General features: G+C 47.8%; 23 protein-coding genes. 12 read left to right on the top strand and 11 right to left on the bottom strand.

Translation table 11 applies throughout. From position 1 onward, the window contains the following. Nucleotides 1–495: 495 nt before the first annotated feature. Entirely contained in the window at nucleotides 496–1,116 is a 621-nt protein-coding gene (gene crdR, locus HAL07_RS05275; protein WP_274377885.1) for a copper response regulator transcription factor CrdR, read from the top strand. Beyond that, nucleotides 1,098–2,315 (top strand): sensor histidine kinase, encoded by a 1,218-nt coding sequence (locus HAL07_RS05270; protein WP_156295950.1) that lies wholly within the window; start codon nucleotides 1,098–1,100, stop codon nucleotides 2,313–2,315. Before crdR ends, HAL07_RS05270 begins: the two co-directional genes overlap by 19 nt. Before the next feature lie 76 nt (nucleotides 2,316–2,391). Here HAL07_RS05270 and HAL07_RS05265 read toward each other — a convergent pair whose 3' ends face one another. From HAL07_RS05265 to HAL07_RS05250, 4 genes are read right to left on the bottom strand one after another with little or no spacing between them, the layout of a single operon-like run. After that, nucleotides 2,392–3,027, bottom strand: coding sequence for an ABC-type transport auxiliary lipoprotein family protein (locus HAL07_RS05265; RefSeq protein WP_053945369.1), 636 nt, complete (start codon nucleotides 3,025–3,027; stop codon nucleotides 2,392–2,394). Then, nucleotides 3,024–3,878, bottom strand: coding sequence for an MlaD family protein (locus HAL07_RS05260; protein ID WP_053945368.1), 855 nt, complete (start codon nucleotides 3,876–3,878; stop codon nucleotides 3,024–3,026). The genes HAL07_RS05265 and HAL07_RS05260 overlap by 4 nt, the downstream gene beginning before the upstream one ends. Then, nucleotides 3,863–4,636, bottom strand: coding sequence for an ABC transporter ATP-binding protein (locus HAL07_RS05255; RefSeq protein WP_053941119.1), 774 nt, complete (start codon nucleotides 4,634–4,636; stop codon nucleotides 3,863–3,865). The genes HAL07_RS05260 and HAL07_RS05255 overlap by 16 nt, the downstream gene beginning before the upstream one ends. Next, a complete protein-coding gene (locus tag HAL07_RS05250) occupies nucleotides 4,629–5,741 on the bottom strand; it encodes an MlaE family lipid ABC transporter permease subunit (RefSeq protein ID WP_053941120.1) in 1,113 nt (370 codons plus the stop codon). Before HAL07_RS05250 ends, HAL07_RS05255 begins: the two co-directional genes overlap by 8 nt. A 112-nt stretch (nucleotides 5,742–5,853) precedes the next feature. On the opposite strand from HAL07_RS05250, the gene HAL07_RS05245 reads away from it, so the two are divergent. From HAL07_RS05245 to HAL07_RS05225, 5 genes are all read left to right on the top strand, one after another. Beyond that, the gene (locus HAL07_RS05245) at nucleotides 5,854–6,525 is read left to right on the top strand and encodes an outer membrane beta-barrel protein (RefSeq protein WP_238374494.1); all 672 of its coding nucleotides are present in this window, start codon (nucleotides 5,854–5,856) and stop codon (nucleotides 6,523–6,525) included. An 81-nt stretch (nucleotides 6,526–6,606) separates the two neighbouring features. Then, nucleotides 6,607–8,856: a TonB-dependent receptor family protein gene (locus HAL07_RS05240; RefSeq protein ID WP_202903482.1), complete on the top strand. Its 2,250-nt coding sequence runs from the start codon at nucleotides 6,607–6,609 to the stop codon at nucleotides 8,854–8,856. Between the two features lie 56 nt (nucleotides 8,857–8,912). Beyond that, the gene (locus HAL07_RS05235; protein ID WP_238374493.1) at nucleotides 8,913–9,248 is read left to right on the top strand and encodes a histidine triad nucleotide-binding protein; all 336 of its coding nucleotides are present in this window, start codon (nucleotides 8,913–8,915) and stop codon (nucleotides 9,246–9,248) included. Beyond that, nucleotides 9,230–10,606 carry an aminotransferase class V-fold PLP-dependent enzyme gene (locus HAL07_RS05230; protein ID WP_053945365.1) on the top strand — a complete coding sequence of 459 codons (1,377 nt, stop codon included), beginning with the start codon at nucleotides 9,230–9,232 and terminating at the stop codon, nucleotides 10,604–10,606. Before HAL07_RS05235 ends, HAL07_RS05230 begins: the two co-directional genes overlap by 19 nt. A 2-nt stretch (nucleotides 10,607–10,608) precedes the next feature. Next, nucleotides 10,609–11,121, top strand: coding sequence for a DUF3972 domain-containing protein (locus tag HAL07_RS05225; RefSeq protein ID WP_053941129.1), 513 nt, complete (start codon nucleotides 10,609–10,611; stop codon nucleotides 11,119–11,121). Here HAL07_RS05225 and HAL07_RS05220 read toward each other — a convergent pair. From HAL07_RS05220 to HAL07_RS05205, 4 genes are all read right to left on the bottom strand, one after another. Next, entirely contained in the window at nucleotides 11,113–14,256 is a 3,144-nt protein-coding gene (locus HAL07_RS05220) for an Eco57I restriction-modification methylase domain-containing protein (protein WP_053945364.1), read from the bottom strand. The genes HAL07_RS05225 and HAL07_RS05220 overlap by 9 nt on opposite strands. A 62-nt stretch (nucleotides 14,257–14,318) precedes the next feature. Next, nucleotides 14,319–14,537 (bottom strand): hypothetical protein, encoded by a 219-nt coding sequence (locus HAL07_RS05215; RefSeq protein ID WP_053941126.1) that lies wholly within the window; start codon nucleotides 14,535–14,537, stop codon nucleotides 14,319–14,321. Continuing rightward, a complete protein-coding gene (locus HAL07_RS05210; protein ID WP_053941127.1) occupies nucleotides 14,534–14,764 on the bottom strand; it encodes a cell division protein ZapB in 231 nt (76 codons plus the stop codon). The genes HAL07_RS05215 and HAL07_RS05210 overlap by 4 nt, the downstream gene beginning before the upstream one ends. A 55-nt stretch (nucleotides 14,765–14,819) precedes the next feature. Beyond that, a complete protein-coding gene (locus tag HAL07_RS05205) occupies nucleotides 14,820–16,691 on the bottom strand; it encodes a primosomal protein N' (RefSeq protein ID WP_053945363.1) in 1,872 nt (623 codons plus the stop codon). Nucleotides 16,692–16,749: 58 nt separating this feature from the next. Here HAL07_RS05205 and uvrB point away from each other — a divergent pair, with 58 nt between their 5' ends. After that, a complete protein-coding gene (uvrB, locus tag HAL07_RS05200; RefSeq protein ID WP_053945362.1) occupies nucleotides 16,750–18,708 on the top strand; it encodes an excinuclease ABC subunit UvrB in 1,959 nt (652 codons plus the stop codon). Beyond that, entirely contained in the window at nucleotides 18,708–19,712 is a 1,005-nt protein-coding gene (locus HAL07_RS05195) for an SAM-dependent methyltransferase (protein ID WP_238374492.1), read from the top strand. The genes uvrB and HAL07_RS05195 overlap by 1 nt, the downstream gene beginning before the upstream one ends. A 93-nt stretch (nucleotides 19,713–19,805) precedes the next feature. Here HAL07_RS05195 and HAL07_RS05190 read toward each other — a convergent pair whose 3' ends face one another. From HAL07_RS05190 to queC, 3 genes are read right to left on the bottom strand one after another with little or no spacing between them, the layout of a single operon-like run. After that, nucleotides 19,806–20,165: a heat shock protein transcriptional repressor HspR gene (locus tag HAL07_RS05190; protein WP_053940577.1), complete on the bottom strand. Its 360-nt coding sequence runs from the start codon at nucleotides 20,163–20,165 to the stop codon at nucleotides 19,806–19,808. A gap of 9 nt (nucleotides 20,166–20,174) precedes the next feature. Beyond that, nucleotides 20,175–21,044, bottom strand: a complete 870-nt coding sequence (locus tag HAL07_RS05185) for a DnaJ family protein (protein WP_053942031.1) — start codon at nucleotides 21,042–21,044, stop codon at nucleotides 20,175–20,177. 57 nt (nucleotides 21,045–21,101) lie between these two features. Next, complete coding sequence (gene queC, locus HAL07_RS05180) at nucleotides 21,102–21,842, bottom strand: 7-cyano-7-deazaguanine synthase QueC (protein ID WP_082346378.1); 741 nt, start codon at nucleotides 21,840–21,842, stop codon at nucleotides 21,102–21,104. An 18-nt stretch (nucleotides 21,843–21,860) separates the two neighbouring features. Here queC and HAL07_RS05175 point away from each other — a divergent pair, with 18 nt between their 5' ends. Genes HAL07_RS05175 through HAL07_RS05165 form a run of 3 tightly spaced genes read left to right on the top strand, consistent with a single transcriptional unit; the run spans nucleotide 21,861 to nucleotide 25,111 of the window. Continuing rightward, nucleotides 21,861–23,084, top strand: a complete 1,224-nt coding sequence (locus tag HAL07_RS05175; RefSeq protein WP_053945361.1) for a CCA tRNA nucleotidyltransferase — start codon at nucleotides 21,861–21,863, stop codon at nucleotides 23,082–23,084. 5 nt (nucleotides 23,085–23,089) lie between these two features. Then, nucleotides 23,090–24,079: a tRNA dihydrouridine synthase gene (locus HAL07_RS05170; RefSeq protein ID WP_053945360.1), complete on the top strand. Its 990-nt coding sequence runs from the start codon at nucleotides 23,090–23,092 to the stop codon at nucleotides 24,077–24,079. Beyond that, complete coding sequence (locus HAL07_RS05165; protein WP_053941066.1) at nucleotides 24,080–25,111, top strand: outer membrane beta-barrel protein; 1,032 nt, start codon at nucleotides 24,080–24,082, stop codon at nucleotides 25,109–25,111. The last annotated feature ends 191 nt before the right edge of the window (nucleotides 25,112–25,302 follow it).

The following is a 25,302-nucleotide window of genomic DNA, read 5'->3' as shown; positions in this document are numbered from 1 at the left end:
TTAGAATGGCTCTTAGCATATGTTACCTCCAATGTGGTTTTGATAAGATATAATCTATAGAAAAGGGGAATGGTTAGCAAGGGTTAATCCTTAATTTGCCCTTTTTTGGCCGCTCAAGGCATGGCCATGCGTTGGGGGGTTTAGAGGAGTTTTTAGGGTTTTTGTGGTGAATGTGGCTAACCGTGCTTTGAGCGCCTCAAAAGCCCCAAGATTAGGGGATTTGTGCCCTGATGTGCCCCAAAATGGCTTAAGGTTTGGGGGTGCTATAATGGGGCACTTGGAGTTTTCCTGTGGTCTTTGACTTAGCAGATTAACCACTTTGGGACGAGTGGGGTTGATGTGGGACACCAAAAAGCCTTAAAAGAGCTAAAATTCCCCCTGACAAAATCCAAAAAAACCCAAATGCAGGGGTTTTTTGGCTAAAGCTTGGATTTTTGGGTAAAACCCCCCCATATAGCAAAAAATGTTAGAATACGCGCTATGAAAAAGCTTTTTTTGCTAGAAGATGATGTCTTGTTGCATAAAGTCCTAGCGGAGTTTTTAGAGCATGCGGGCTTTGCACTCGTGGGGGCGTATAACCAAGCGGGGGCTTTAGAAATTTTGAGCCAACAGAGCTTTGATCTCTTGCTTTTGGACATTCAGTTACCCGAGAGCGATGGCTTTGGGGTGTTGCAAACCCTGCGGGATTTAGACATCAGTACCCCGGCGATTTTTATCAGCGCGCGTAACGACATACACGCCCTGCGCCGCGCTTTTAGCGTGGGGGCGAGCGATTACCTTAAAAAGCCCTTTGACTTGGAGGAATTGCGCCTGCGCATGGAGCGCTTGCTTGCCCCCCCCAAGTTGCAAATTGGCCCTGAGTGTTTTTATGAAAATGGGGTGTTGCACACCGACAAACCCCATTTTTTAAGCCCCAAAGAAAAACGCCTTTTAGAATTTTTTATCCGCCATAAAAACCAAGTGTTGGGCAGCGAGCAGATCATCGCCAATGTGTGGGATTATGAGGGCATAGACAGCTCGACCCTGCGCAGCCACATTAAAAATTTACGCAAACTCTTAGGCAAAGAGCAATTACAAAACATCAAGGGGTTAGGCTATTGTTTAAAAATTCCATGAAACTCAACACCTATGAAAAGCAATCGTTGCGCCGTTTTGTCGGGCTGTATTTGGGCTCTTCCTTTGTCCTCATTGTCTTCATCGCCCTTTTATTCCTGCACAACGCCAAGAGCATTTTTTTAGAAAACACCCAAAGTCGGTTGCAAAGCCAGAGTAACCAACTCACCCAAGACATCATCCAAGCGCACATGCACCACTTAGACGAGCCGTTTAAGACTTTAGCCCATAAATACAGCCATTTACATTTTGCACTGCTGGATGCGGCTAGGCATGTACTCTACAACCACGACTTTGGCGATGCCACAAGCCTTGCTTTCTTTGGCAGGGAGGGTCCTTTTCCCGTGTTTTTGGATCAAGACAACGCCTTTTACTTGGTCGATAATAAGACCTTTGGGCACTTGGGCGTGGATTTGGTGATCTTAGAAGAGGAGCACCCCGCGCATTTATTCACCGCGCTTTATCGCCGGGTTTTCTTGATCTTTTTTGGGGTTTTTGCTTGTGTGGGGGTGATGTCTTTCTTTTTAGCGCGGCTATTTTTACAGCCCCTAGCCAGTGAGCGCAGCCGCATCAACACCTTTAGCCAAAACACCGCCCACGAGCTCAACACCCCCATAGCTGCCCTTTTGATCGCTGCAAAGGCCCTACACAAACAAGGCAGCGATCCTAAAGTGTTGGGGATTTTAGCCAGCGCGCAACGCATCTCCCACCTTTACGATCGCTTGTCCTACCTGTGTTTTCAGGATTTGCGCCAAGAAGAGCCCCGCCTTTTAGACCTGCAAAGTCTTGTGGCACAGCAAATCGTTACACTCGAGCAGATGGCTGCCTTTTATCATTTAACCCTCACCAGCCAGCTAGAGCCCAAAACCTTTAAGGCCTGCGAAGAGGACATCACCGCTTTGGTGAGCAATCTTTTAATGAATGCCATTAAATACAACCAACCGGGGGGTTTTGTAGAAGTGATCTTAAACGATTGTTTGCAAGTGAAAAACAGCGGAGCAGCCATCCCAGAAGCCAAAATTAAGGCTTTAACTGAGCGTTACAGCCGCCTAGATCATGCCCAAAAGGGCTATGGAATCGGGCTGGACTTGGTGCAACAAATTTGCATGCGCTATGGACTGGAACTAGAGATTGAGAGCCACCCCACGCAAACCCCTCATCAATTTTGTAATGTCTTTAAAGTGCATTTCCCTAACTTTTAAGAAAAGCAACAACCAAACTTGGCGCGAGCTGTGCGTGAGCCATGTGCGAGCTACGCGCGAGCCATGCTCGCTTCCCTTAAAATATGGGTTTGTTTAACTTTGGCCCCTTCAAACCCTCGTCTTTACTTTGTTGTTCCTTTTTAGGCGTGATCTGCTCGATTTGGGCTAAGAGCTGATCAATGGCTTTTAAACTCACGCGTTGCAAGGCTTGGATTTGTGAAAGGTCTTGCTCTTTTGGGATGGGTTGTTTTTGGACAATGCGCTTGTGCTGGCTTTCTGCACCCGTTGTTAAGGTGTAATCCAGCACCACCTCAGCCGTGTTGTCGTCTAAAAGAGCAAGGGTTAGGACATTGAGTTGGAGCGTGCTTGGGGCGTTGGCATAAGGGGCGGGTGAGATGGAGATGCAATGTTTGGGGGCTTGCAAGAAGAGCATGCGCTTAAACATATTGGTCGGCGCATCGGCGAACTTTTGTTCTTTAAGGTAGGTGATCTCCCCTCCTAAAGTGCGTTTAACGATGGATTTTGTGTTGTATAAATCCGCGCTCAAAACTTCGAGCAAGCCCACGCTCAAGGTGCTTTTACAGGTTTGTGCCTCTATGGCCCCTACATTTAAATCGTAGTCTTTCACGGAGGGCAAAATCTGTTTCAGGTTTAAATTCAAGCACCCCGTAAAAAGTAAGGGGAGTACAAAAAGCCCGGTTTTTGCTTTCATTTTCGATCCCCAAATATCGTTTTGTAGGGGTTGGCATCAAATTTATCCATCAAGTTAGAGCCTTTTTGCACAAAGTTATCGATGTGGCGCAAACTCAGTTGCATTTGCATGATCAGCGGGGAGAGCATGGTTTTAAAATCGTATTGCTTGTCGCGGACCTTAGAGTCGATGTCTCTAATGAGCTGATCGGTGTGTTTGGCTAAAACATCCCCATCAGCCACAAGAGTGTCGCCTTTTTTTAGAGTCGTGCTGGCATCTTTTAGCAAGTTGTTTAGGGCCACGCGGGTGTTGTCTAGGCCCTGTGTGGCTTTTTGGATAGAGGCGATGGTTTTGGTGATGTTCTCAATGTTTTGGGGGCTTAAAATTTTATCGATGCTGCGGATGATGTAGAGCACTTCGCTAGAAATGTGCCCGGCGTTGCCCGCAAGTTGCTCTAAAAAGCTTTGCTGGTAGTTTAGCACCCGCTCAGAATCGTCTTTGCTGTAAAATTCCTTTGAATCACTCTGGATCAGACTCAAATACTTCATCCCCACCAAGCCTTGCGATTCGACCTTGACAGAAGAGTCTCTACGTACGGGCACGCGGCCTAAAATGCGCAAAGTGATCTTCACTACCCCTAAATGCACCTTGTCAAAACCCACTTGGCGTACAGAGCCCACTTGGATGCCTTTGTAATTGACGGGGGTGTTTGTGCTGATTCCGCCTAAATCTTTATCCGTATAGACCACATAGCTTAGGTAGTTTTTATCCTCTAAGTTGACATGGCCTAACCATAAAATGAAAAACACCATACACACCATACAAGCTAGAAAAAGCCCACCAATGAGTGTGTAATTCACATGCCTTTCCAAAACTTTTCTCCTCGTGTGGAATTAAACAAATTGCCCTCCTCAAGGGGCTTACTTCTGGCGCGCTCTGTAAAATCTGCCAGCGTGCCGTCAAAGTCAATCAAGCCGTCTTTGAGCATGATGAAGCGATCCACCGTGTTTTTCACAGAATCTAAATCGTGGGTGATCATCACCACGGTGAGCCGCAAAGCTTCTTTGAGTGCGTGGATGAGCTCATCGAATTTGTCTGCCGAGTAGGGGTCTAGCCCGCTTGTGGGCTCGTCTAAAAATAAAATATCAGGGTTGGTCGCCATTGCCCGAGCAAGCCCCACGCGCTTTTTCATCCCGCCACTGAGCTCGTAGGGGTAAAGGTAGTAAGTGCTTTTGTTAAGCCCCACGCGCTCCAGCCACATTTTGGCGATCTCAATGATGTTGTGCTGGGGGTAAAAGCTGTACTCCTCAAGCATCGCCCCCACATTCTCTAACACTGTGAGTGAGCTATAGAGCGCGCCAAATTGGAACAACACCCCGATCCTCTGGAAAATCTTATTGCGCTCCCGCTCTTTCAGTTTCCAAATGTCTGTGCCAAAGAGTTTGATCGTGCCTTTAATGGGGCGGTTTAATAAAATCATGCTCCTTAAAAGCGTGCTTTTACCGCTCCCACTCCCCCCTAAAATCGCCATCACCTCCCCCTTATCCACGCTAAAACTCACCCCCCTGTGGATCACGCGATCCCCATAGGCGGTGTGGATATTTTCAACCAAGATTAAGGGGTTAGACATTGAGCTTGCCAAAGATCACAGAGAAAGCGGCGTCTAAGAAAATGATCCAAAAAAGAGCATTCACGACACTGATTGTGGTGAGCTTACCCACCGACTCGGTGTCGCCCTTCACCTCAAACCCGCGCATACAGCCCACCAGCGCGATCGCAAAACCCCAAAAGGGGGCTTTGATCAGCCCCACAAAAAAGTGTGACACACCGACATTGTCATGCAGGCGGGCGACATAGTGGGCAAAGCCCACACCCAATTGATACCTAATGGCAATCATCGCCCCGAGCAGGGCAAAGACATCGGCCAAAAAGACCATCAAGGGCATGGCGATCATCAAAGCCAACACCCTAGGCAGAACTAAAAAGGCAAAGGGGTTAAGCCCCATCGTTTTCATTGCGTCCAGCTCTTCAGTGATCTTCATCACCCCAATTTGGGCGGTAAAACTAGAGGCACTGCGCCCTGCCACCACTAAAGCCAAAATAAAGGGGCCCATCTCTCTTAGGGCTAATTTGGCCGTCATCTCAATGCTCATCATGGGAAAGCCCATCTCTTGTAATTGCATCGCCCCTTGCAAAGCGATCGCAAAGCCCACCACAAAGACCGTTAAAATGCTCACAGGCAAGACCTTAAAACCGCTCTCGTGGATGTGGTAAGTGAGCGGAGTCCAACAAATGGATTTAGGGCGGATAAGGGCCAGCCCTACAAAATAAATCACCATGCCACAGAAATTAAAGGTGTTTAATAGAGTGTTGTAAAAAGAAGTCACGCCCCGCCCTAGCCGCTCTAAGGGGTTTTTAAACACCCGAGACACATGCTCTTCTTGTAAAATGCTAGGGTTTGCCCTGACCCAGCTTTCCACCACTTCTAACACCCGGGTGTTGTAAGCGCTCGGGTTTAAAAATTTAGGTTTGCGCCGCCCCAGCAGGTCATAAAGCAACATCAAAAAGACAAAATCCAAACTCCCCACTTCTTTAAAGTCAATCGCTTCAATAGGGGGCGCGTCCTTTAGAATTTGTTTAAGGTGGGACAAGGAGCGCGCCGAGGTCTTAAAGTCCCAATCTCCCTGCAAAACTAAGATTTTGGCCTGTATATAAGCCGTGCTTTGGTTTAGCAAACCCCCCCCTTGTGTGCCATCAACCCGGACATTTTAACCACCATTTTATGTTATGATAGGTGATTATACACTATTCGGGGTAAATATCAATTCCATGCGCTTTTTGGGGTTTTTGCTGTGCTTACTTGGCTTTGTTTGGCTAGCCTCTCCCCTGCAAGCACAAACAGACGCTAAAAAATTTTTAAAATCCTTGCAAAAAGAAGCGCGGCTATACGAGCGCCTAAAAAACAAACAAAAACAGCGCAAGGCCAAAGATGGGGGGTTTTTTGGCATGGGTTTTGGCATGATCGACATTAAAAAAGACACCGCGCAGGGCAAAACCCAAACCTTCCCCGTCATTTTAAGCTTTAAGGGGGGGTATCAGAGTTTCTTTTCAAGTTTTGTAGGGCTTAAGGTGTTTGCGGCTTTAGACTTAGCCACTTCTGAAGTTAATTGGCGTTTTAACAAACCCCGCCAAGACTCTTTTTACGGCGTGGCCTCAGCGGGGTTAGAAATCCCCATTGAGTTTAGCCTCACCCCCTCTTACCAGCATTTTTTGGGCTTTTATGCGGGCGTGGGCGGGGGGGCGGTGATTTACATGGACAACGGCCAATTCCAATTGCGCAACCAACAAGAAATTAAAACCTTTGGGCTCATCATCCAAGCGGGCGCGGCTTTGACCCTCTTTTCTAAACACCGCATTGAATTGGGCTTTAAAATCTTGCCGACCAATAAAACTTTATTGGCCTCTGATCGTTTTGAAACTTCCCAAATGTTTAATGTGGTGTATCTGTATAAGTTTTAAGGCGGGGGGTGTTAGAATAGAAAAAGTCCCATTTTTGGAGTTATTTTGAGAAAAGCCACTCTGCTTTGCAGTGCAGCCCTCATGTTGCACGCCATCCCGACAAAGCGCCTACAAAGAGTGCAGACCACGCAAATTTTGCCTTATGAAGAAGCCCCCTTAAGCTGGCAAAGCCCGGGAGTGAAAAACTATTTAGGCAGCCGCACGGTGATCTCACACAAGCAGCTCACACAGCAGGCCAATCAGAGCATCGAAGAAGCCTTGCAAAATGTCCCTGGGGTGCATATCCGCAACTTCACCGGCACGGGGGCGATGCCTAGCTTTTCTATTAGGGGCTTTGGAGGGGGCAGCCCTGGGCATAGCAACACGGGGCTGGTTTTAGTCAATGGCATCCCCATTTATGTTGCCCCCTACGCGCTCATTGGCATTTCTATTTTTCCCGTCACTTTCCAAGCTGTCGATCGAATCAGCGTTACTAAGGGGGGGGAGAGCGTGCGCTATGGGCCCAATGCCTTTGGGGGGGTGATCAACATCATCACCAAGCCCATCTCCACCAAGTGGAGCAACCAAATCACAGAGCGCACCACCTTTTGGCAACGCTCTAATGGGGGGTTCATCACCTCCAGCGCTGGGTCAGCAGATAAAAGTTTAGCCAGCAGCTTTTTATACAACACCTATTTAAAAACGGGGGGCATGTTTAATAAATATGTCGGCATCCAAGCGCAGGCCAATTACATCACCGGACAGGGTTTTCGCTACAACAGCCCCACGATCATCCAAAACTACATGTTTGATGGGATTTACCAAATCAATGAAAACAACAAACTCACGACTTACTACCAGTATTATAAATTTTCTTTAACCGACCCGGGGTCCTTAGCCCCCAGTGCTTACGATTCTAATCGCTTCCAAAACAACCGCCCCAACAACACAAAGAGCGGGGATGCTAACCGCTGGGGCGTGGTGTATAAAAGCTTCTTTGGAGATGAGTCTAAACTGGGAGGGGACTTCACCCTCACCTATTACGGGCACGCCATGAGCCGCGATTTTCAATTCGACTCTAACTACCTCAATGTCAATACCAACCCCTCTAGGGGGCTGGTCTATACCAACGAGAACTACCCCGGCTTTTTCATCGTCAATCACATCCGCCACTTTCTCTTAAACGCCATTGAGCCCGATGTGAATTTACACATCGCCTCTAAACACCTTACCCAAAGCCTTAATTTTGGCCTGCGTTTCATGACCAACGACATTGTGATGGCCCCCACGCAATCCACTTGCAAGACTTTAATTAATGGCAAGTGCCAAATGCCCTCTGCCACCCCTCTGCTTAAATCCAGCCAAGACATGGACAACAACTACACCGCCCTTTATTTGAGCGACAAATTAGAGTTTTTTAAGGGCAAACTCACTCTCACCCCGGGGCTGCGCTACACCTTTTTAAATTACGATCGCAAGGTCCCTATAAAACCTAATTACACGGCTATGCAAACCATTAAAACCCACCAAAACGAGTGGAGTCCGGCTTTAAACATCGGTTATAGGCCCACAGATAGTTGGCTCTTTTATGGCAACTACCGCCGCAGTTTTATCCCTCCGCAAAATCGCATGATTGCGCTGTATTCGAGCAATTACAACCAACTTTTTGACGAAATGGAGTTTGGGAGTCGCTACACCTATAAAAATAAATTGAGCTTTAATGCCAACTATTTTTTAATTTTTGCCAAAAATTATTACTCAGGCGGGTATAGCCCCGGCCCCGTGGATGCCAGAAGTCAGGGCGTGGAGCTAGAGCTTTACTACTCCCCCATAAGGGGGCTAAACTTGCATGTGGCCTACACCTACATTAATGCGGTGGTTACCAACAACGCCCTAGATGAAACCAAGTGGTTTGTGGGCATCGTCAATCACCCCTTTAACATCAAGGGCAAGCAACTCCCCTATGTCAGCCCCCATCAATTCATCCTAGGCGCGACCTACACCTATAAATACACCACCATCGGGCTCTCTAGCTACTTTTACAGCCGCGCCTACTCGTCCATGCTCAATCAAGCCCGCTCACAGACGGCGTGCTTTCCCTTAAGCGGAGCTAAAACGGGGGGGGTGAGTTATGGCTGTAACAGCGTGGGGTTGTTGCCGTGGTATTGGGTGTGGAATTTACAAGTCAGCCAAGTTTTTTGGAAAAGCGGACGGCATAAAATCGTGGGCAGCTTGCAGGTGAATAATATTTTTGACATGAAGTATTACTTTAGAGGGATTGGCACAAGCCCTACAGGCTACCAGAGTGCCCCGGGGCGCTCAGTAACCGCCTATTTAAGCTATGAGTTTTAAGCGCAATGAATGGCCTAAAATCAGCTATAATAAACAGAAATTCTAAAGGTTTTTGCGTGTCCAATGTGTTTGAAAAAATCGTGGCGGGGGAAATTCCCTGTCAAAAAGTCCTAGAAAACGCCCAATTTTTGGCGTTTCACGACATCAACCCAGTAGCCCCCGTGCATGTGTTGGTGATCCCCAAAGTTTGCGTGAAAGATTTTAACGCCGCCAGCCCCGAGTTAATGGCGCAAATGAGTGGTTTTATTTTAGAGGTCGTGGAGGTGCTGGGGATCAAAGAGAGCGGTTATCGGCTCATCACCAATGTCGGCGGTGATGGCGGGCAGGAAGTCCCCCATTTACACTTTCACATTTTAGGGGGCGCAAAGCTTGCATGGCCAAAACTCTCTTAGACAAAGAACAAAACAAGTTTTTAGAGGGCATTTTTGCCCCTCTTTTGCCTGAACATAGCAAGCAAGAGCAACTAGAGCACATCCGCCAAAGCGTGGTACTTAAAAAGGGCGTGCGCTACTTTGATTGGACGGCTTCAGGGCTGGCCTCCACTTTAGTAGAAAAGCGGGTGGCGAAACTCTTGCCCTACTATGCCAACGCCCACTCTGGCGTGTCTAAACACGCCCGCTTAATGGATTTGGTCTATTTGCGTTGCAAAGAAAACATCCGCAAATTCTTGGGGCTCAATGAAGATTTTTTGGTGCTTAGTGCCGGCTTTGGGGCGAGTCACGCCATTAAACGCTTGCAAGAGATTTTGGGCATCTACTTGCCCCCTAAAAGCCGCCAAAGGCTGGGCGATTTAGCGCATTTAGACTTGCCCCAAGTCATCGTAGGCCCTTACGAGCACCACTCTAATGAGGTGAGCTGGAGAGAGGGGCTGTGTCAAGTGGTGCGTGTGGGGCTGGATAAAAAAGGCCTGTTTTCACTCGAGCACTTTGCTAAACTTTTAGAGGAGCACCCCAAAGAGCGCCCTTTGATCGTGTCTGTGGGGGCGGCTTCTAATGTAACCGGGCTCATTGTGCCCTATGAGCAAATTGCTAAACTTTGCCAAAAGCACAACGCCCTTCTGGCTTTTGACTTAGCCGCCTATGCCCCGCATGGCAATTTAAGCCCCGTGCCCCTAGACGCTTGTTTTGTGGCGGCGCATAAGTTTTTAGGCGGGGTGGGTAGCTGTGGGCTTTTGGTGCTCAAAAAATCTCTCATTGACACGAGCCTACCCCCTAGCTTTAGCGGTGGGGGGGTGGTGTCTTATGTGAGTCGCAGTACGCACGAGTACATCACAGACGCGCACTTGCGCGAGGAAGTGGGCACTTACGCCTTGATCCCGCTTTTAAGGGCCGCGCTGGCGTTGCAACTGCGCAATGAATTGGGCACAAATTTTATTGGCCGCCGAGAGAGCATGCTCACTAAGGTTTTTATGCAAGGTTTGCAAGACATCCCTGCCTTAAACATCTATGGGCATTTGCAGGCTAAGAGGGTGGGCAATGTGGCGTTTAACGCCAGTGGGGTTTCTTGCTACGACTTAGCCCCTCTTCTTAGCCACGCCTATGGCATTGAAACACGGGCGGGCTGTTCTTGCGCTGGGCCTTATGGGCATGACTTGCTGGGTTTGCAAGATAGCGGATTTTGCGCGCTCAAAGCCAAAGGGCAAGCCCCGGGGTGGTTGCGCGTGAGTTTGCACTACACCCACAGCCTTGAAGACATCGATCATCTCTTAGATAGACTCCAAAGGGCGGTTAAAACTTTGCGTGGAGGCTAAAGATGGATAAACAACCCGAGAAAACTTGGATTGAATTAGAGGAATTTGTCGCCGTGTCTAAATTGCCTAAAGAGCGGGTTTTGGCACTTATACAAGATAAGAGTATTGAGAGCAAGCATGATGCCCAGAAAATTTGGGTGGATTTACACAGCGCGGCGCAAATTCTTGCCAAAAGAGGGGGCAGTAAAAGCCTCGTGGCGGCTAAGGCGGGCTACCCCACTTTACTAGAAAACACTCCCACCGACCCTGCCTATGTGGAAAAGACCATCAACACCATTTTAAATTTGCACGATAAAGTCGTGGGGGCAAAAGACGAGACCATCGCTGCTTATAAAAACGAAAACACTTTATTAAAAGAAGCCCTGATCTCGATGCAAGAAATTTACGATGAGGACAAAAAGACCATCGCCCTTTTGCAAGAGGAATTAGACCGCGTGCGCGAGGAAGTGGAGTTTATGAGGCGCAAGTACCGCCTCATGTGGGGCAAGGTGACAGACATGGGGAATTTAAAGTAACTTGCCCTTTTTTGTCAATTTAATGGGCAGGCGGCTTGAAATGCTTCTACAGTCCTGCGATTGCATGATGATTTCTTGAATCTCTGGCTTCTTGAGAATAGATAAAATACGATCTGCCTCTACTTTGTGGATAAACTCAGTGCCGTCTGTGCTTTGGCTGATGTAACTGATGTGGTTATCAAATAAAGGGGTAACCTCATCACCCCAATCTGTTTTGATTTTTTGGATTAAATTGGGGGCTAGTTTGGTGTTGTCTCTGATGCACACAAAGTTTTTTCCCCAAACATAAACCCCCATGCGCAAAATTCCATAAGACTCATCAAAACTTTGGACTCGTTTATTGTAATTGCTGCCCTTGCCTAGCTCGTGTTCTACGCTCAAAAGGTATTTATAAATGTGCGGAGCTTTTGTTTGGAGCACCTCTTTTGGCATGGGCTTCTTGGTGTGAGGTTCATAGGGGCAAATGGCGTAAGAGTTTGCAAACATAACTCCCCCATCTATAAGCATGGGGGCAGTGATGAAGGGTTTGATGTATTGCAACTCTAGCTTAATTGTCTTGTCTTGGTTGGGGTGTAATCTATTGCCCACTTTATGGTAGGGGTGAAATACCCCCAAAGAATGATCCTCGCCATCCAGCCTGATAAATTTAAGCCGCATTAAACATTCTATACTCACGCCCTTTCTGAATTTGTATGCACATTTGCCAAGATAGCTTTTTAATTCTCGGGCTTTTTTTAGGCTGTTTGTGATGAGAAAATTATTATTTGTGCTGGTGTGTAGCTGCAACGCCACTTTTGTGGTCTCCTCAAAATACTTTTTTGCCATCTCCCAAGTGTCGTTGTGGGTGGCCTTAGATTTTAAATCTTTGTTTTTTGAAAAATCCACAAAGGGGATGACTCCATTATTTTTAACTCGGTTGATTTTAAAGGCACAAAAGTCAAGTCCGACCCCCTCAAATATCTCGCCCCCCCTGCTAAAGTCTAAGATCTCATTAAAATATAATTTCTCGTTTGTGTTGATGATAAGGTTTCTAAAACCTTGAAACGACTTATTAAACAAGATGGATTTTGGCATTAAAAAACAAAAATTGCCACTGGGTGCTAGCCAACGCTCGCAACATTTATTGGCGATCAGGGCGCAAATGTTCAAATTATTGCCCCCAACATTTTTATCTTCAGAGAAGAGCCCATCCATGCGCATGTTCTGTTTAATGTTGTTTCTATACGCCTCGGGTAAGACAGACCATTGTACCCAAGCGGGGTTGCCTATGATGTAGTCAAATTTGTCGTAGCTTGCCATTCTAAAGTAATTGGCAAAAATTCTAAGCCAAATGGAATTTAGATTCTTTTCTTCCAACCTAATGAGTTCATCTATATTCTTGCTTATTTCTCTTTTTAAGTCTTTTTCTTGGTTGAGGTCTAAGTACGTCTCAAAGATTTTTAAGGCTCTTTTTCTGTCTTTCTTGACAATGCATGCTTCAATTTCATCGAGTATTTCTAAAAAGCCCTCCCGATTCACAAGACTTTTTGGCAGACAAATGCGGATTTTATCAGTGTTAAAAGCCTCTTGTAATCCCGTTGTGTAAAGTTCATAATCAAAACATTCTGTGTTGCCGATCGTGATTGTTTGGGGAATGTAGAGGCTATCGGCCAAGTAAATGGGCAACTCATACCTCTTTGCGGAGTCAAAGTTACAAGTTTTGAGCCCTTGAATCAACAAATTGGCCTTTGCCATGAGAGTTGCAAGGGGATTGATGTCCACCCCAACAACGCCCTTAACAAAATCCTTAAAATCTATATTTTTGCTATCCTTGCGTTTATGGTTGTAAAATACAGATAAAAATGTCCCGCTGCCGCAATTAGGATCGATAAAAGTTCTGTTCTCAAGACTGCCCGTTTCATTGCTTGTGGCGAGTAAAAATGTTCTCTCGGCCAGCCAATAGGGCGTGTAGTACTCTCCAAAACTGTGCCGCACACATTTGGGGATAAAACTAAGGTAGAGTTCTTTAAATAGGTCCAGCATTGCAGAAGTGGTGGCGATGCCGATGCTGGCATACCCACACATTTTAAAGATGATTGTTTGGAGTGCCGTCCTGATTTCATCGTTAAAATCCTCTTGGGTGTACCAAGAAAAGAAGTCATTGTCTATCATGTTCGCCACGCCAATTTGCCTAAAAAATACCCCCCTCTCAATCTCACCAAAAAACGATCTGAGCTTAGATAAATGACTGGTTTTATAGAGCTTGTGTAGATCGGTTTTTGCAGTAACTTCTGGTTTATCGTTGATGATTCTTATTAATAAAAGCTTAATAATAATGCTTAGTGTGGTGTGTAGAGCAAACAGGGCCTTGTATTCGTTGTTGGCGTGGATTTCTACGCCAAAAATCCTAGAAAATGCCATGCGCCTATTGTCAATGTCTTGGTGTTTGCCGTGATCGCCCCCCTCAGCCAACCTAAAAAGTTTCTCCCACTCTGTGAGGATCAATTTTGTTCTCTCTGTTACACCCTTTTGTAAGGTGTTAAAAAGGTGTTTGGCAAGTGCCAAAACTTCTTGATTGTTTGTGGGATGATCGTCTTTGTCAAGGATTCCAAAGTCTTTTTTAAGATTTTGGGGGCTGATGGCACAAACCCCGTCCATAAAAATGGTTTTAATGAGGTTGTCAAAGTTTAGCGCCGTGAGTTCCCCACTATGTTCTTTGTCCTCAAAGATTCTTCCATCCTCACCCCTTTTATAGGCATAGATGGTGCATCCATCAAACAAAAAACCATACACCACAAAACCCCTAAAATCTCCGCCCTCAAGATAGCCCTTGATCTGTTCTTGAGCTTTCTTAAGTTCTGTGGGCTTGCTTAATAAGCCGTATTTTTTATACTCAATGATAGTGTTGCCGTATTGGCAATCCATCCTCCCCTTTTTGTGCGCCACCTCGTGTTTAAACACCTCAAAACCACTCTTAGGGACAAAGTCAAGTTCTCTTAGCAAGGCGTTGATGTGGTTTTCAAATTGGTTTCTAAGATTGTCCTCTCTGCTCTTGCACTCCTCATTGTTTAAGGGTGAATCGTTGCGACAAAATTTTTGCTTGAAAGTCAGATATTTAGATTCTTGCTCTTTGTTTAGCTTAGTAAAGTCATACATTTTTTATTAATATCCTCATCACTCCAGAACCACTAGCAAAGGTCAGGCTTGGAGTTAAGTAACTAGGGAATTTTGCTCAACAATTGCGCGAGTTTGGCATTCAAGTCGGCGATCTCTTGGATTTTGTTTAAATGGAGTTTAAAAAGCTCAATGGGCGCGATCTCTTTATTGTGGAAGGTCTCTTTAATCTCAGCCCTTGTGTGGGCACTAAAACGCTCGTTGAGGGTGATTTTATAGCGCCTACCCCCGATGCTCACTTCAATCAGCTCGGATGGATTCATGTTTCTTCAAAAGCTTTGGTGATTTTGTCGTAAATCTCTTGGATGCGCTTGTCTTTGGCGGCAATCTCTTCGTATAAAACGCCAATTTGGCGATCTCTCTCCTCATTTTGTGTCGCTAGAGCGGCGTTTTTGAGTTGTAGGTTTTTATTCTCTTCTTCTAAAAGCGCTAACCTTAGCAATAAGTCCTCAACTTTTTCATGGAGTTTGTCTAAAACCTCGGCCCCCATGTGCATCCTTTAAACAAAATTAAGCATCCATTATAGCAGACTTCCCGCCCAAAAATTAAATGCCTTGCGGATCGACATCGATTTTAAACACCCCCCTTGTGTGCTTTTGCATGGCGTGCAAAACTGCGTGTAATTGCTTTGTGGAAGTGGCGCTCAAGAGGATTTGCAAGCGATGCTGCCCCCCAATTTTTGCGACCCTAGCAGCCCCTGCTCCCAAAATCTCCACGCCCTGATTGTGCTCTAAAAGCCCTTTAAGCGTGTCTAAGCTGGCTTGCATGTGCTCTTGCACGCTTGCCATGTCCTTGCCCCTAAACTCAATTTGTGCCAAACGCCTTAGCGGGGGGAAGTGGGGGGTGCGCGCTTGCAATTCGGCTTTTAAAAAATCTTCAAAATCGGCCGTGTAGCTTTGCAAAAAAGGGGCGTTTAGGGTTTGGACCAGCACCCGCCCTTTTTCTTTGCGCCCACTGCGCCCGGCAATTTGGTGCATTAAAGCCACCCCCTCCTCAAAACTTCTATAACTTCCATTGTTTAAGACCTCATCTAAGCCCAAAATCACGGCCAAATTCACCCGATGGTAGTCGTGTCCCTTCGCCAACATTTGCGTACCGATTAAAATGTCTATTTTATGGGCATTAAAAGAGTCTAAAATGCCTTGGATTTGCTGATTTGTGTGGGTGTGATCCTTGTCTAAAACCCCTATGCGCGCGCTAGGCAAGAGCTTTTCCAGCTCGCTTTTGAATTGTTGTGTACCGATGCGCTTGCCAGCTAGGCTCTCTTGCTTACAAGTGGGGCAAACCTTGGGGATAGGCTCTTCATGTTGGCAATAGTGGCAGCGCATGCACCGATCTTTAAGGTGTAAGCTCATATTCACGCTGCAAAAGGGGCATTCAACCCCACTCCCACACGCCAAACACAGCAACTTTTTAAACGAAGCTCTGGTGGGTAAAAAAATGATGCTCTGTTGTTGCTCTTGCAAACTTTTAGACAAGTGCGCCAATAAAAGCGGGGTGATGGCTGTCTGACTCTGCTCAAAAATCATCTCTTGGGTGCTGTTGAAGTAACGCCCCCTCAAGCGCACAAGGCTTTTATTTTCCTTGGCCCTGTAATAACTGCGTAAATGCGGGGTCGCCGAGCCTAAAATGACTTGGATGGGCATTTTGCTGGCTAAATACAAGGCAACATCTCTGGCGTTGTAATAGGGCGCAAGGCTGGCTTTATAGGCTTGGTCATGCTCTTCATCCACCAGCACAAGCCCCAAATTTGGCATGGGTAAAAAAAGCGCGCTCCTTGTGCCGACAACGATTTTTATTTGCCCGCTGGCGATGTGCGCTAAGGTTTGCTTTTTTTGCGCGGGGCTTAGTTTGCTGTGCCACAGCCCCACCTGCGCGCCAAAGATTTGCAACAATAGACGCTGTGTTTGGGAGGTGAGCCCGATTTCAGGCACGAGCACCACCACGCTTTTATGCTCTTGCAACTTTTCTAAAATCAAATGGCTGTAAATGTGCGTTTTGCCGCTGCCCGTGTCGCCAAAGAGCAGGGCGCTTTTTAAGGGCTTTAAGGCGTTTAGGGCTTCTTGTTGTGCTGGGCTTAGGGGGCTTAGGCGTGGGGCTTTGTGGGCGGGTTTAAAGGGGGGGGCAAGCTTGCTAAAGGGGATAAAAAGCGTGGCGCACAAAGAGAGCGTGGCGCAGTAATAAGTGGCGATGAATTCTAGTAACAGCATTTGTTGCCCGTTGAAATAAAAATCCATAGGGTGCGCGTCCTTGCACGCAAAGCTGGGCTTGGGGCACTCTTCAAGCACCACGCCCCTGCAAGCGCGCCCATTTAAGGGAACTTTCACCAAGTCGCCCACTTGCAAGGGGCTTTGGCTTTGGTAGGTCAAGGGCTTGACATTGTGTTTGAGCACAGCCACTAAGTAGTGCTTTAGCATAAAAATCCTTCTCTTTTTTAGCTATGATAAAGCCTTGATTTTAGCAAAAGCGAGCAAAATGGACTTTATCCTACAAGCCCCCTACCAACCGAGTTTAGAGCAAGAAAAAGCGGTGTCACAGCTTTTACAAGGCGTGAAGCAAGGGGCGGCTTACCAAACCTTGCTGGGGGTTACGGGCAGCGGCAAGACCTTTAGCATGGCCTATCTCATCTCTAAATTGCAAATGCCCACCTTAGTCATGTCGCACAATAAAACCCTTTGCGCCCAGCTTTACAGCGAATTTAAAAGCTTTTTTCCCAAAAACCATGTGGAGTATTTTATCTCTTACTTTGACTACTACCAGCCCGAGTCGTATATCCCAAGGCGGGATTTATTCATTGAAAAAGACAGCGCGATCAACGAGGATTTAGAGCGTTTGCGTTTAAGTGCGATCACTTCGCTGCTAGGCTATGACGATGTGGTGGTGGTGGCGAGCGTGTCGGCAAATTATGGTTTTGGCGACCCGCTGGAATATTTGAGCATGCTAGAAAAAATCGAGGTGGGGCAAAGCGTGGCTTATACAGAGTTTTTAAGAAAACTCATAGACATGGGTTATGAACGTTGCGACTTATTAGAGCGGGGCAAGTTTAGGGTGGTGGGGGAGAGCGTGGATATTTTCCCCGCCTACAACGACACCAACTTTATCCGTGTGGAATTTTTTGGCGATGAGATCGAGCGCATTTATAGTTTTGACGCGCTGGAGAACAAACCGCTTAAAGCCCTAGAAAGTTACATTCTCTACGCCGCAAACGCCTTCATTGTGAGCCAAAGCCGCCTTAAAAGCGCTCTAGATAGCATTGAAGCCGAGTTAGCCGAGCGGCTTAAATTCTTTAAGGAACACAACAAGCCCCTAGAATATGAGAGGTTAAAAACGCGCACAGAATTTGATTTAGAAATGATGGCGGCTACGGGCATATGCAAGGGCATTGAAAACTACTCGCGGCATTTTACCGACAAGCAAGCCGGCGACACCCCCTACACCTTGCTAGACTACTTCGCCCAAAAGAAACGCCCCTTTTTAGTCATTGTGGATGAGTCGCATGTGAGCTTGCCCCAATTTAAGGGCATGTATGCCGGCGATTCTAGCCGCAAGCAGGTTTTGGTGGATTATGGCTTTAGACTGCCCTCCGCGCTTGACAACCGCCCCTTAAAATACGAGGAATTTATAAAGAAGTCTCCCCATTTTCTCTTTGTCTCAGCCACACCAAATCCCCTAGAGCTAGAGCTCTCAGGCGGGCACATCGCCGAGCAAATCATCCGCCCCACAGGGCTATTAGACCCCGAGTATGAAGTCCGCCCCACACAAAATCAGGTGCAAGATTTATACAACACGATCAAGCAAGTCGTGGCACGTAAAGAGCGGGTGTTGGTAACAACTTTGACAAAAAAAATGGCTGAAGAGCTGTGTAAGCACTATTTAGAGGGCGGGCTTAAGGTGCAATACCTACACAGCGACATAGACGCGATCGAGCGCAACCACTTGATTCGCGCCTTTAGGCTGGGCGAGTTTGACATTTTGATCGGCATTAACTTATTAAGAGAGGGGCTAGACTTGCCCGAAGTGTCGCTAGTCGCCATTTTAGACGCGGATAAAGAGGGGTTTTTAAGAAGCGCAACGGCGTTGATTCAAACCATGGGGCGGGTGGCGCGCCACATCCACGGGAAAGTGATTTTCTACGCCGATAAAATCACGGCGAGCATGCAAGAGGCGATGACAACCACCGATGGCAGGCGCGCTAAACAAATCGCCTTCAACAAAGCCCACAACATCACGCCCAAAAGCACCCAACGCCCCCTTGAAGAGGAGCTTAAAGACTACACCCCCTCAAAGCCCAAATTTACAGACAAAATGCCTAAAAAAGAAAAAGAGCAGTTGATTAAGAAGTTGCGCGCCCAAATGCAAGAGAGGGCACGGGTGTTAGACTTTGAGGCGGCGGCCAAATTGCGCGATGAAATCGCACGGATCAGAGGGCTTTAGTGGATTGGCACAGCTTTGCGCCCTTTATGCATGCGTGGCTCTATGGTAAGGGGGGCTATTACCGCCGCGCGCACATTGGCACCAAAGGGGACTTTTACACTTCTGTGGGCGCGAGTGGCTTTTTAGGGGGGACTCTGGCCTTTTATCTCTTGCACCTGCTGGAGAGCGGGGAGCTTGCACTGCCCTTAAGCGTGGTGGAGATTGGGGCGGGATCGGGGCGTTTAATGGCGGATTTGGTGCGCTTTTTAAAGGATTTGAGCGTGGGGGTCTTAGAGGGAGTGCGCTTTGTGTGTGTCGAGCCTTTAAATGAGCTTGCCACATTACAAAAAGCACGGCTAGGCAAAGAGGGCATTAATTTAGAGCATGTAAAAAATATTGGGGGGTTAAAGGGGCTACAGAATGCCTTTTTATATTGCAATGAATTATGGGACAGCTTTGCGTGTGAGCTGGTGCAAGGGGGGCAAATCTTAAGCGTGCAAAATTTTAGACCCGTTTGGCGTGGCTTGGAGGATGGCGAATTAAAGCGCCTTGAGGGCTTTTATCCTACTGGGGGGTGTGTACCCTTTGCGTGGGAGGCGTTTGTGGCGCACTTGTGCCAAAGCCTTAAGGGAGCAAGCTGGCGGCTTGTGAGTTTTGATTATGGGCAATATGGGTTTGAGAGCAACGCTTCGCTGAGTTTGAGGGGTTACAGGGCGCATAAAGTCTTGGGGCTAGAGGAGATTTTAAGCGATTTAAAGGGGCTTTACCAACAAATCGATTTGACCTATGACATAGATTTTGCGCTCTTAGAACATTTATTCAAAGCGCAGGGCGCGCACTCTGTTTTTTATGGTACACAATGCGCCACGCTTTTAGAAATGGGCTTTGCCACGCTTTTAGACTTGTTCGCTGAAAGTGTACCCTATCCAATCTATCAAAAAGAAGCCTTTAAAGCCCATGCCCTCATTAGCCCCGAGGGGTTAGGCGAGCGCTTTAAGGGGCTGATTGTGGGAAGGGGGGCATAGCCCCCCCTAGGCATAGCCCCCCTATAGGCATAGCCCCCCTATAGGCATAGCCCCTTAACGCGTCCGCTTAGGGCAAAATAGGGCAAAAATCTTTTAGGGCTTTTTAAATAAAATGAGCTCGTAAGAGGTTTGCTCTAGGCGTTTGGTCTGAGGCGGGTTGGCCTGTTGCATGCGCTCTTGTAATTGCTCGTTGAGGCGATCTAGCTCGTCAAGCCTCTCTTTGAGGCGCAAAATAATGTCCACGCCCGCCAAATTCACGCCCATGTCCCTTGTTAGGCGCAAAATGGTCTTGATTTTGTCTAAATCCCTTTGCGAGTACAGGCGCATCTTGCCTCCCGTGCGCTTGGGCTCGACTAGGCCCTCTTTTTCATATTGGCGCAAGGTTTGCGGATGCACGCCTAAAATCTTAGCCACGACACTGATCAAATAAAGGGGGGCATCGTAATCGACCATGAGAATCCTTTAAGGAAGTTGTTCTTGCAAGGTTTGCTTGAAGGGCGCGCTTAAGGTGTCTGTGTGGGGCAAAATGACATTGGCCAACAAATACAAATCCCCCAAACCGCCCGTTTTGCGGTTTTTCACCCCAAGCTCTCTTAGGCGAAACTTTTGGGCGTTCTTGGTGTTTGGCGGGATTTTTAAGGTAACCTCCTTATAGAGAGTTTCCACTTGCACCTTGCCTCCAAAGAGGGCAGTTTTTAGGGGCAAATCAAAGTTTTTATAAAGGTCATCGCCCTTTTGATGATACACGCCATCCTCAAGCACATGCACTTTTAAGAGCACATCGCCCACCATCCCGCCTTGCTTGCGCCCCCGCCCTTTGGCCCTTAACACTTCGCCCTCTCTTACTCCCGCTGGGATTTTAATTTCAAAGCTGTCGTGGCTTAATTGCACCCGCCTTTTAGCCCCCAAAACGGCCTCTTGCAAGGTGATTTGTAGCTCCACTTGCAAATCCAAATCAGGGGCAAAGCCAAAATGATTAAACCCGCCCATATTGGTGTAATTGCCCCCGCCCATGAAGTCGGTTTTAAAGCCCCCCCGCCCAAAGATGGAGGACAAAATGTCGTCCAAGCTTCCCCGCCCCTGCGCTCTGGCAAAGTCGCTAAAGTTCTGCCCGCCAAACATGTTGTCCCCGAATTGGTCGTACTGCGCCCGTCTTTGCGGGTCGTTTAAAATCTCATAGGCGGCGTTGATCTCTTTAAACTTCTCTTCAGCTTCCTTGCCCTTGTTGAGGTCGGGGTGGTATTTTCTTGCAAGCCTGCGGTAGGATTTTTTGATCTCCTCTTGGCTCGCCCCCTCGGCCACTTCTAAGGTGCTGTATAAACTTTTACTCATGCAAACTCCATTCAAAAAATAAAGCCCATTATAGCATAAAACTTTAGTCGTTGTCTATCAATTTTGTTTATAGTGCTCTAAAAATTCTTGGTAAGCGGCTTGGCGCAACTGGCACGCCGGGCAAACCCCACAACCATAGCCATAAGCGTGGCGCACGCCCCGCACCCCCTCATAACATGTGTGCGTGTACTCTAGCACAAAATCCAGCCCGCCCAAATCCCGTGCGAGGCCAAACTCTTGCGCCTTTGACATTTGCATGAAGGGGGCTAAAAATGTAATGCCCTCTGGCACGCCAAACGCCCCTAAATTTAAAGAAGTTTGCAGGCTCTCTAAAAACGCGGCGCGGCAATCAAAATACCCGCTGTAATCTTGCTGTGAAACCCCCACAAGCACAAAATCCGCCCCCAAATTAAAGGCGTAAGCGTGCGCTAGGGTGAAAAATAAGGCGTTGCGATCGGGCACAAAGGAGGCGGGCAAGTCGGGGTTTTGGGGATGGGGGGCGTGGCTTTTTTGCGGATGGTTGGCAAAGAGGGCCGAGAGGGTGATTTCTTGCAAAAAGCGCACATCTAAAATTTTTAAAGGCAGGTTTAAAAGCCCAGCGATTTTTTGCGCTTGCTCTAGCTCGATGGCGTGTTTTTGGGCGTAATCAAAGGCGAGCAAGTGGGTTGCGCTAAAAGCCTTTTTGGCCCAAAGGGCTAAAGTGGTGCTGTCTTGCCCTCCGCTAAAGCAGAGCACACAGGAGGCGTTGTAGGTTTTTTCTAAAATCATCGGGTTTTCTTTTGCTAAAATAGCGCCCATTATAGCAAAAGGCTTTTTGTGCTTTGGGATCAAAACCACCATTTTAGCTTGCCCCCCCCCATTTTGCGCTTGTTGGAGGTGCTAGAAACCAATGGCTTTGAGGCAGTCGTGGTGGGCGGGTGCGTGCGCGATGGGCTTTTAGGGCTAAAACCCAAAGATTGCGACCTAGCCACCAACGCCACGCCAGAAGAGCTAGCCTCACTTTTAAAAGCGCATAAAATCCCCACCATCCCTTTAGGACTTGCCTTTGGCACGCTGGGCGCGCGCTTTGGCAAACGCGTGTTTGAGATCACCACTTACAGAGAAGAGAGCGGCTATGTTAATCACCGCCACCCGCAAGTGCGCTTTAACGCCACGTTAGAAACCGACCTAAAAAGGCGGGATTTCACTATCAATGCCCTAGCCTACCACCCCACAAAGGGGCTTTTGGATTTACACGGGGGAGTGAAAGACTTGCGCTTAAAACGCCTGCGCTTTGTGGGCGTGGCAAGTGAGCGGGTGAGCGAGGACGCTTTGCGGATTTTAAGGGCTTTGCGTTTTGCAAGCGTGCTTGGTTTTAAGCTAGAGCCTTTGAGCGCGCAGGCGGTGCTAAAACACGCCCCGCTGCTGCAACACATCAGCAAAGAGCGCGTTTTTGCCGAGCTGTGTAAAATCTTAATGGGTGCGCATGCCGGGGCGGTGTGTGTTGCCTATGCAAGCGTGCTGGAGTGCGCGCTAAACACCCCCTTAAAGCCCACGCTTTTAGCCCCCTTAAGCCAAACCCCTTTGAATTTAACCACCCGCTTTTTAGGCTTGCTTGCCGCGAGCAAAGACCCCTTAAATGCTTTAGCGATGCTAAAGCCCCCTAAAAAGTTGCTTAAAAACATCGAAAAATTATTGCCCTACACCCGCCAAAGCCCGCCCACTTGCAAAATTTGGCTTAAACAGCAAATGCAAACTTTAAGCCTCTCTCAAGTGCGGGCGTGGCTAGGCTGGCTTAAAGCCTATGATCGCGATCAATGGCAAAGTTTGCACGCCCACTTTAAGCGCATTGGCGCCCAAAAAGAGGTCTATACTCTCAGCTTTTTAGCGATCAAGGGCGAAACTTTAAAGGGCTTGGGGCTACACAGGGAGCAGATCGGGGCGTGCTTGCAGGCGTGTTTGTGCGCAGTGGTACAAGAGAGGTTAGAAAACAACGCCCCCACTTTGCTAGAATTTGCCAAAGTTTGGGCGAAAAACTTAAGAGAAAATGCGTTAAAATAAGGTTTATGGAAAAATTAATTTTTGAGAATCTTTTATTTTTAGCCCCCCTGGCTGGCTATACGGATTTGCCCTTTAGAAGTGTCGTGAAACGCTTTGGGGTGGATGTCACGGTGAGCGAAATGGTGAGCAGCCACGCGCTCGTGCATGCCTTCAACAAAACCGCTAAAATGCTTGAAAAGTCGCCCGAGGAACAACCCTTTAGCGTGCAAATTGCCGGCTCGAAAGAGCAGATCGTCGCCCAGGCGGTGGAGAAAATCAACGGCTTAAAGGGCATCGACATCATCGACTTTAATTGCGGCTGTCCCGCCCCAAAAGTGGCAAACCATGGCAATGGCAGCGGGCTTTTAAAGGATTTAAACCACTTGGTGCAACTCTTGCGCCTCATCAAAGAGAAGAGCAACAAGCCTTATAGCAGCGTGAAAGTGCGCTTGGGTTTTGAGAGCAAGATCCCGCTTGAGATCGCCCACGCCCTCAACGATGCCCCCGTGGATTTTGTCGTGGTGCATGCGCGCACCCGCGCCGATCGCTACAAAAAAGAGCGCATCGATTACGAGAGCGTCCGTTTAATGCGCCAAGTGTTAAACAAGCCACTGATCGCCAATGGCGAGATCGACAGCCCCAAAAAGGCTAGGGAGGTCTTAGCTTACACGGGCGCAAATGGAGTGATGATTGGGCGATCCAGCCTCACACAGCCGTGGATTTTTTGGCAAATTAAAAACAACACAGAGGACTTGCCCGCGGTGCTGAAAAAAGATTTGGTCTTGGAGCATTTTGATAAAATGGTCGCTTTTTATGGGGATAGAGGGGTGGTGATGTTTCGCAAAAACCTACACGCCTACGCCAAAGGGCATGCCAACGCTGGGGCGTTTAAAACGGCGGTCAATTCCATGACACAGCCCCAAGAAGCACGGGCGCAAATTGAAGAGTTTTTTAGCGCGCCCACGCCCCTAAGCCCTCTGCCTCAGATCGTCAGCTTAAACAACCAGAGCGTTTGAATGTTAAAACGATTCCTCTTGCTAGGGCTATTTATGCACCCTTTAGGGGCGGTGAAAAACCATGTCTTTACGGGGGCGCGCTTTGGGATGGTGCAAAACTTTAAAAGCACATTTGCCAACCAACTGAGCATGAACAACCCCAGCACCATGCCAGACAACAACGGTGTCTATGCCTGCCCGGACAACCTTTGTAAAAACAACGAGATTGTGGGCTTTTATCAGCCCAGTGGCAATAAAAATTCTAATTTTGCCTTCACCTACACGCTGGGCGATGAAATCTTTTTTGACAAATTCGCCATCAGTGGGATTCGCATTTATGGGGACATCGAATACGCCAACGCCAACTTAGGGCATCGTTATAAAATCCAAAATAAAGGCGGGCTAAACTACAACCCGGCTAACATCAAGGCCATTGACCCCAACACGGGGCAGGTGATCCCTATTGCCACCACCAACCCCAACACCGGGCAAGTCACTTACAGCACCCCACAGGGCTACAGCTCCCCCTGCGCGGCTCTTACCAGTGCTAACCCGCTAGGGCTTTGCCCCACCCCCACTCCCCAAGAGGTCTTGCTCACTAGCCCCGCGTACATGGTGAGTTTGGGTTTGAATGTGGATTTCTTCTTAAATCTGCCCCTTGACATTTGGCTAAGAAAGCACCACCCCAAAATGATCTTCTTTAAAATGGGGATCTTTGTGGGCGGGGGCGTGGAGTATGCCATGCTTTGGAACGACAAATTCAACAACCAAGCCCTAAGCGCTTTGGGAGGCAGCTCTCTTGGCAAGGGGCACATTGACAAAACCCGCTTCTTTGCGGCGGGCAATGGTTTTTATGTCAATGTGGGCTACCAGCTCTACTTAGGGCAACACAACCGCTTTAATCTGGGCTGGAAGTTGCCCTACTACTCTGTAACCGCCCACAACTGGTACAATTACGGCAACACCAACCCCGGCACCCAGCAAACCATTAAACAATCCTTAAGCATCACCCACCAAAGCCAATTTTATGTGAGCTACGCGTATTTGTTTTAAGCGCAAGGCCTTTGTGTTTTGTGGCTTTAATCGCGTCTTTGCCTCTTTTAGCAATGGGCGCAAACAACCCCACCAATCCAATAAACCAAACCTAAGAAGAATCGTTCAGAAAGCTTAAAAACAAGAAAGGGGGCGTAGCCCCCTCTTAAAGACGAGCTTAAGGCAAAATCTAAAGGCAAACTCAAGGGAGC

Source organism: Helicobacter ailurogastricus, from assembly GCF_001282945.1.
Taxonomy (GTDB): domain Bacteria; phylum Campylobacterota; class Campylobacteria; order Campylobacterales; family Helicobacteraceae; genus Helicobacter; species Helicobacter ailurogastricus.
Note: the sequence above shows the minus strand (reverse complement) of the source record. Positions and strands in the feature narration are given on the sequence as shown.

Bases quoted from the DNA above. Each gene is read 5' to 3' on its own strand.
- HAL07_RS05265 (WP_053945369.1), bottom strand. From the start codon at position 3,027: ATGAAAGCAAAAACCGGGCTTTTTGTACTCCCCTTACTTTTTACGGGG.
- HAL07_RS05255 (WP_053941119.1), bottom strand. From the start codon at position 4,636: ATGTCTAACCCCTTAATCTTGGTTGAAAATATCCACACCGCCTATGGG.
- HAL07_RS05240 (WP_202903482.1), top strand. From the start codon at position 6,607: ATGTTGCACGCCATCCCGACAAAGCGCCTACAAAGAGTGCAGACCACG.
- HAL07_RS05230 (WP_053945365.1), top strand. From the start codon at position 9,230: ATGGCCAAAACTCTCTTAGACAAAGAACAAAACAAGTTTTTAGAGGGC.
- HAL07_RS05225 (WP_053941129.1), top strand. From the start codon at position 10,609: ATGGATAAACAACCCGAGAAAACTTGGATTGAATTAGAGGAATTTGTC.
- HAL07_RS05220 (WP_053945364.1), bottom strand. From the start codon at position 14,256: ATGTATGACTTTACTAAGCTAAACAAAGAGCAAGAATCTAAATATCTG.
- HAL07_RS05215 (WP_053941126.1), bottom strand. From the start codon at position 14,537: ATGAATCCATCCGAGCTGATTGAAGTGAGCATCGGGGGTAGGCGCTAT.
- HAL07_RS05210 (WP_053941127.1), bottom strand. From the start codon at position 14,764: ATGGGGGCCGAGGTTTTAGACAAACTCCATGAAAAAGTTGAGGACTTA.
- HAL07_RS05205 (WP_053945363.1), bottom strand. From the start codon at position 16,691: ATGCTAAAGCACTACTTAGTGGCTGTGCTCAAACACAATGTCAAGCCC.
- uvrB (WP_053945362.1), top strand. From the start codon at position 16,750: ATGGACTTTATCCTACAAGCCCCCTACCAACCGAGTTTAGAGCAAGAA.
- HAL07_RS05190 (WP_053940577.1), bottom strand. From the start codon at position 20,165: ATGGTCGATTACGATGCCCCCCTTTATTTGATCAGTGTCGTGGCTAAG.
- HAL07_RS05185 (WP_053942031.1), bottom strand. From the start codon at position 21,044: ATGAGTAAAAGTTTATACAGCACCTTAGAAGTGGCCGAGGGGGCGAGC.
- queC (WP_082346378.1), bottom strand. From the start codon at position 21,842: ATGGGCGCTATTTTAGCAAAAGAAAACCCGATGATTTTAGAAAAAACC.
- HAL07_RS05170 (WP_053945360.1), top strand. From the start codon at position 23,090: ATGGAAAAATTAATTTTTGAGAATCTTTTATTTTTAGCCCCCCTGGCT.
- HAL07_RS05165 (WP_053941066.1), top strand. From the start codon at position 24,080: ATGTTAAAACGATTCCTCTTGCTAGGGCTATTTATGCACCCTTTAGGG.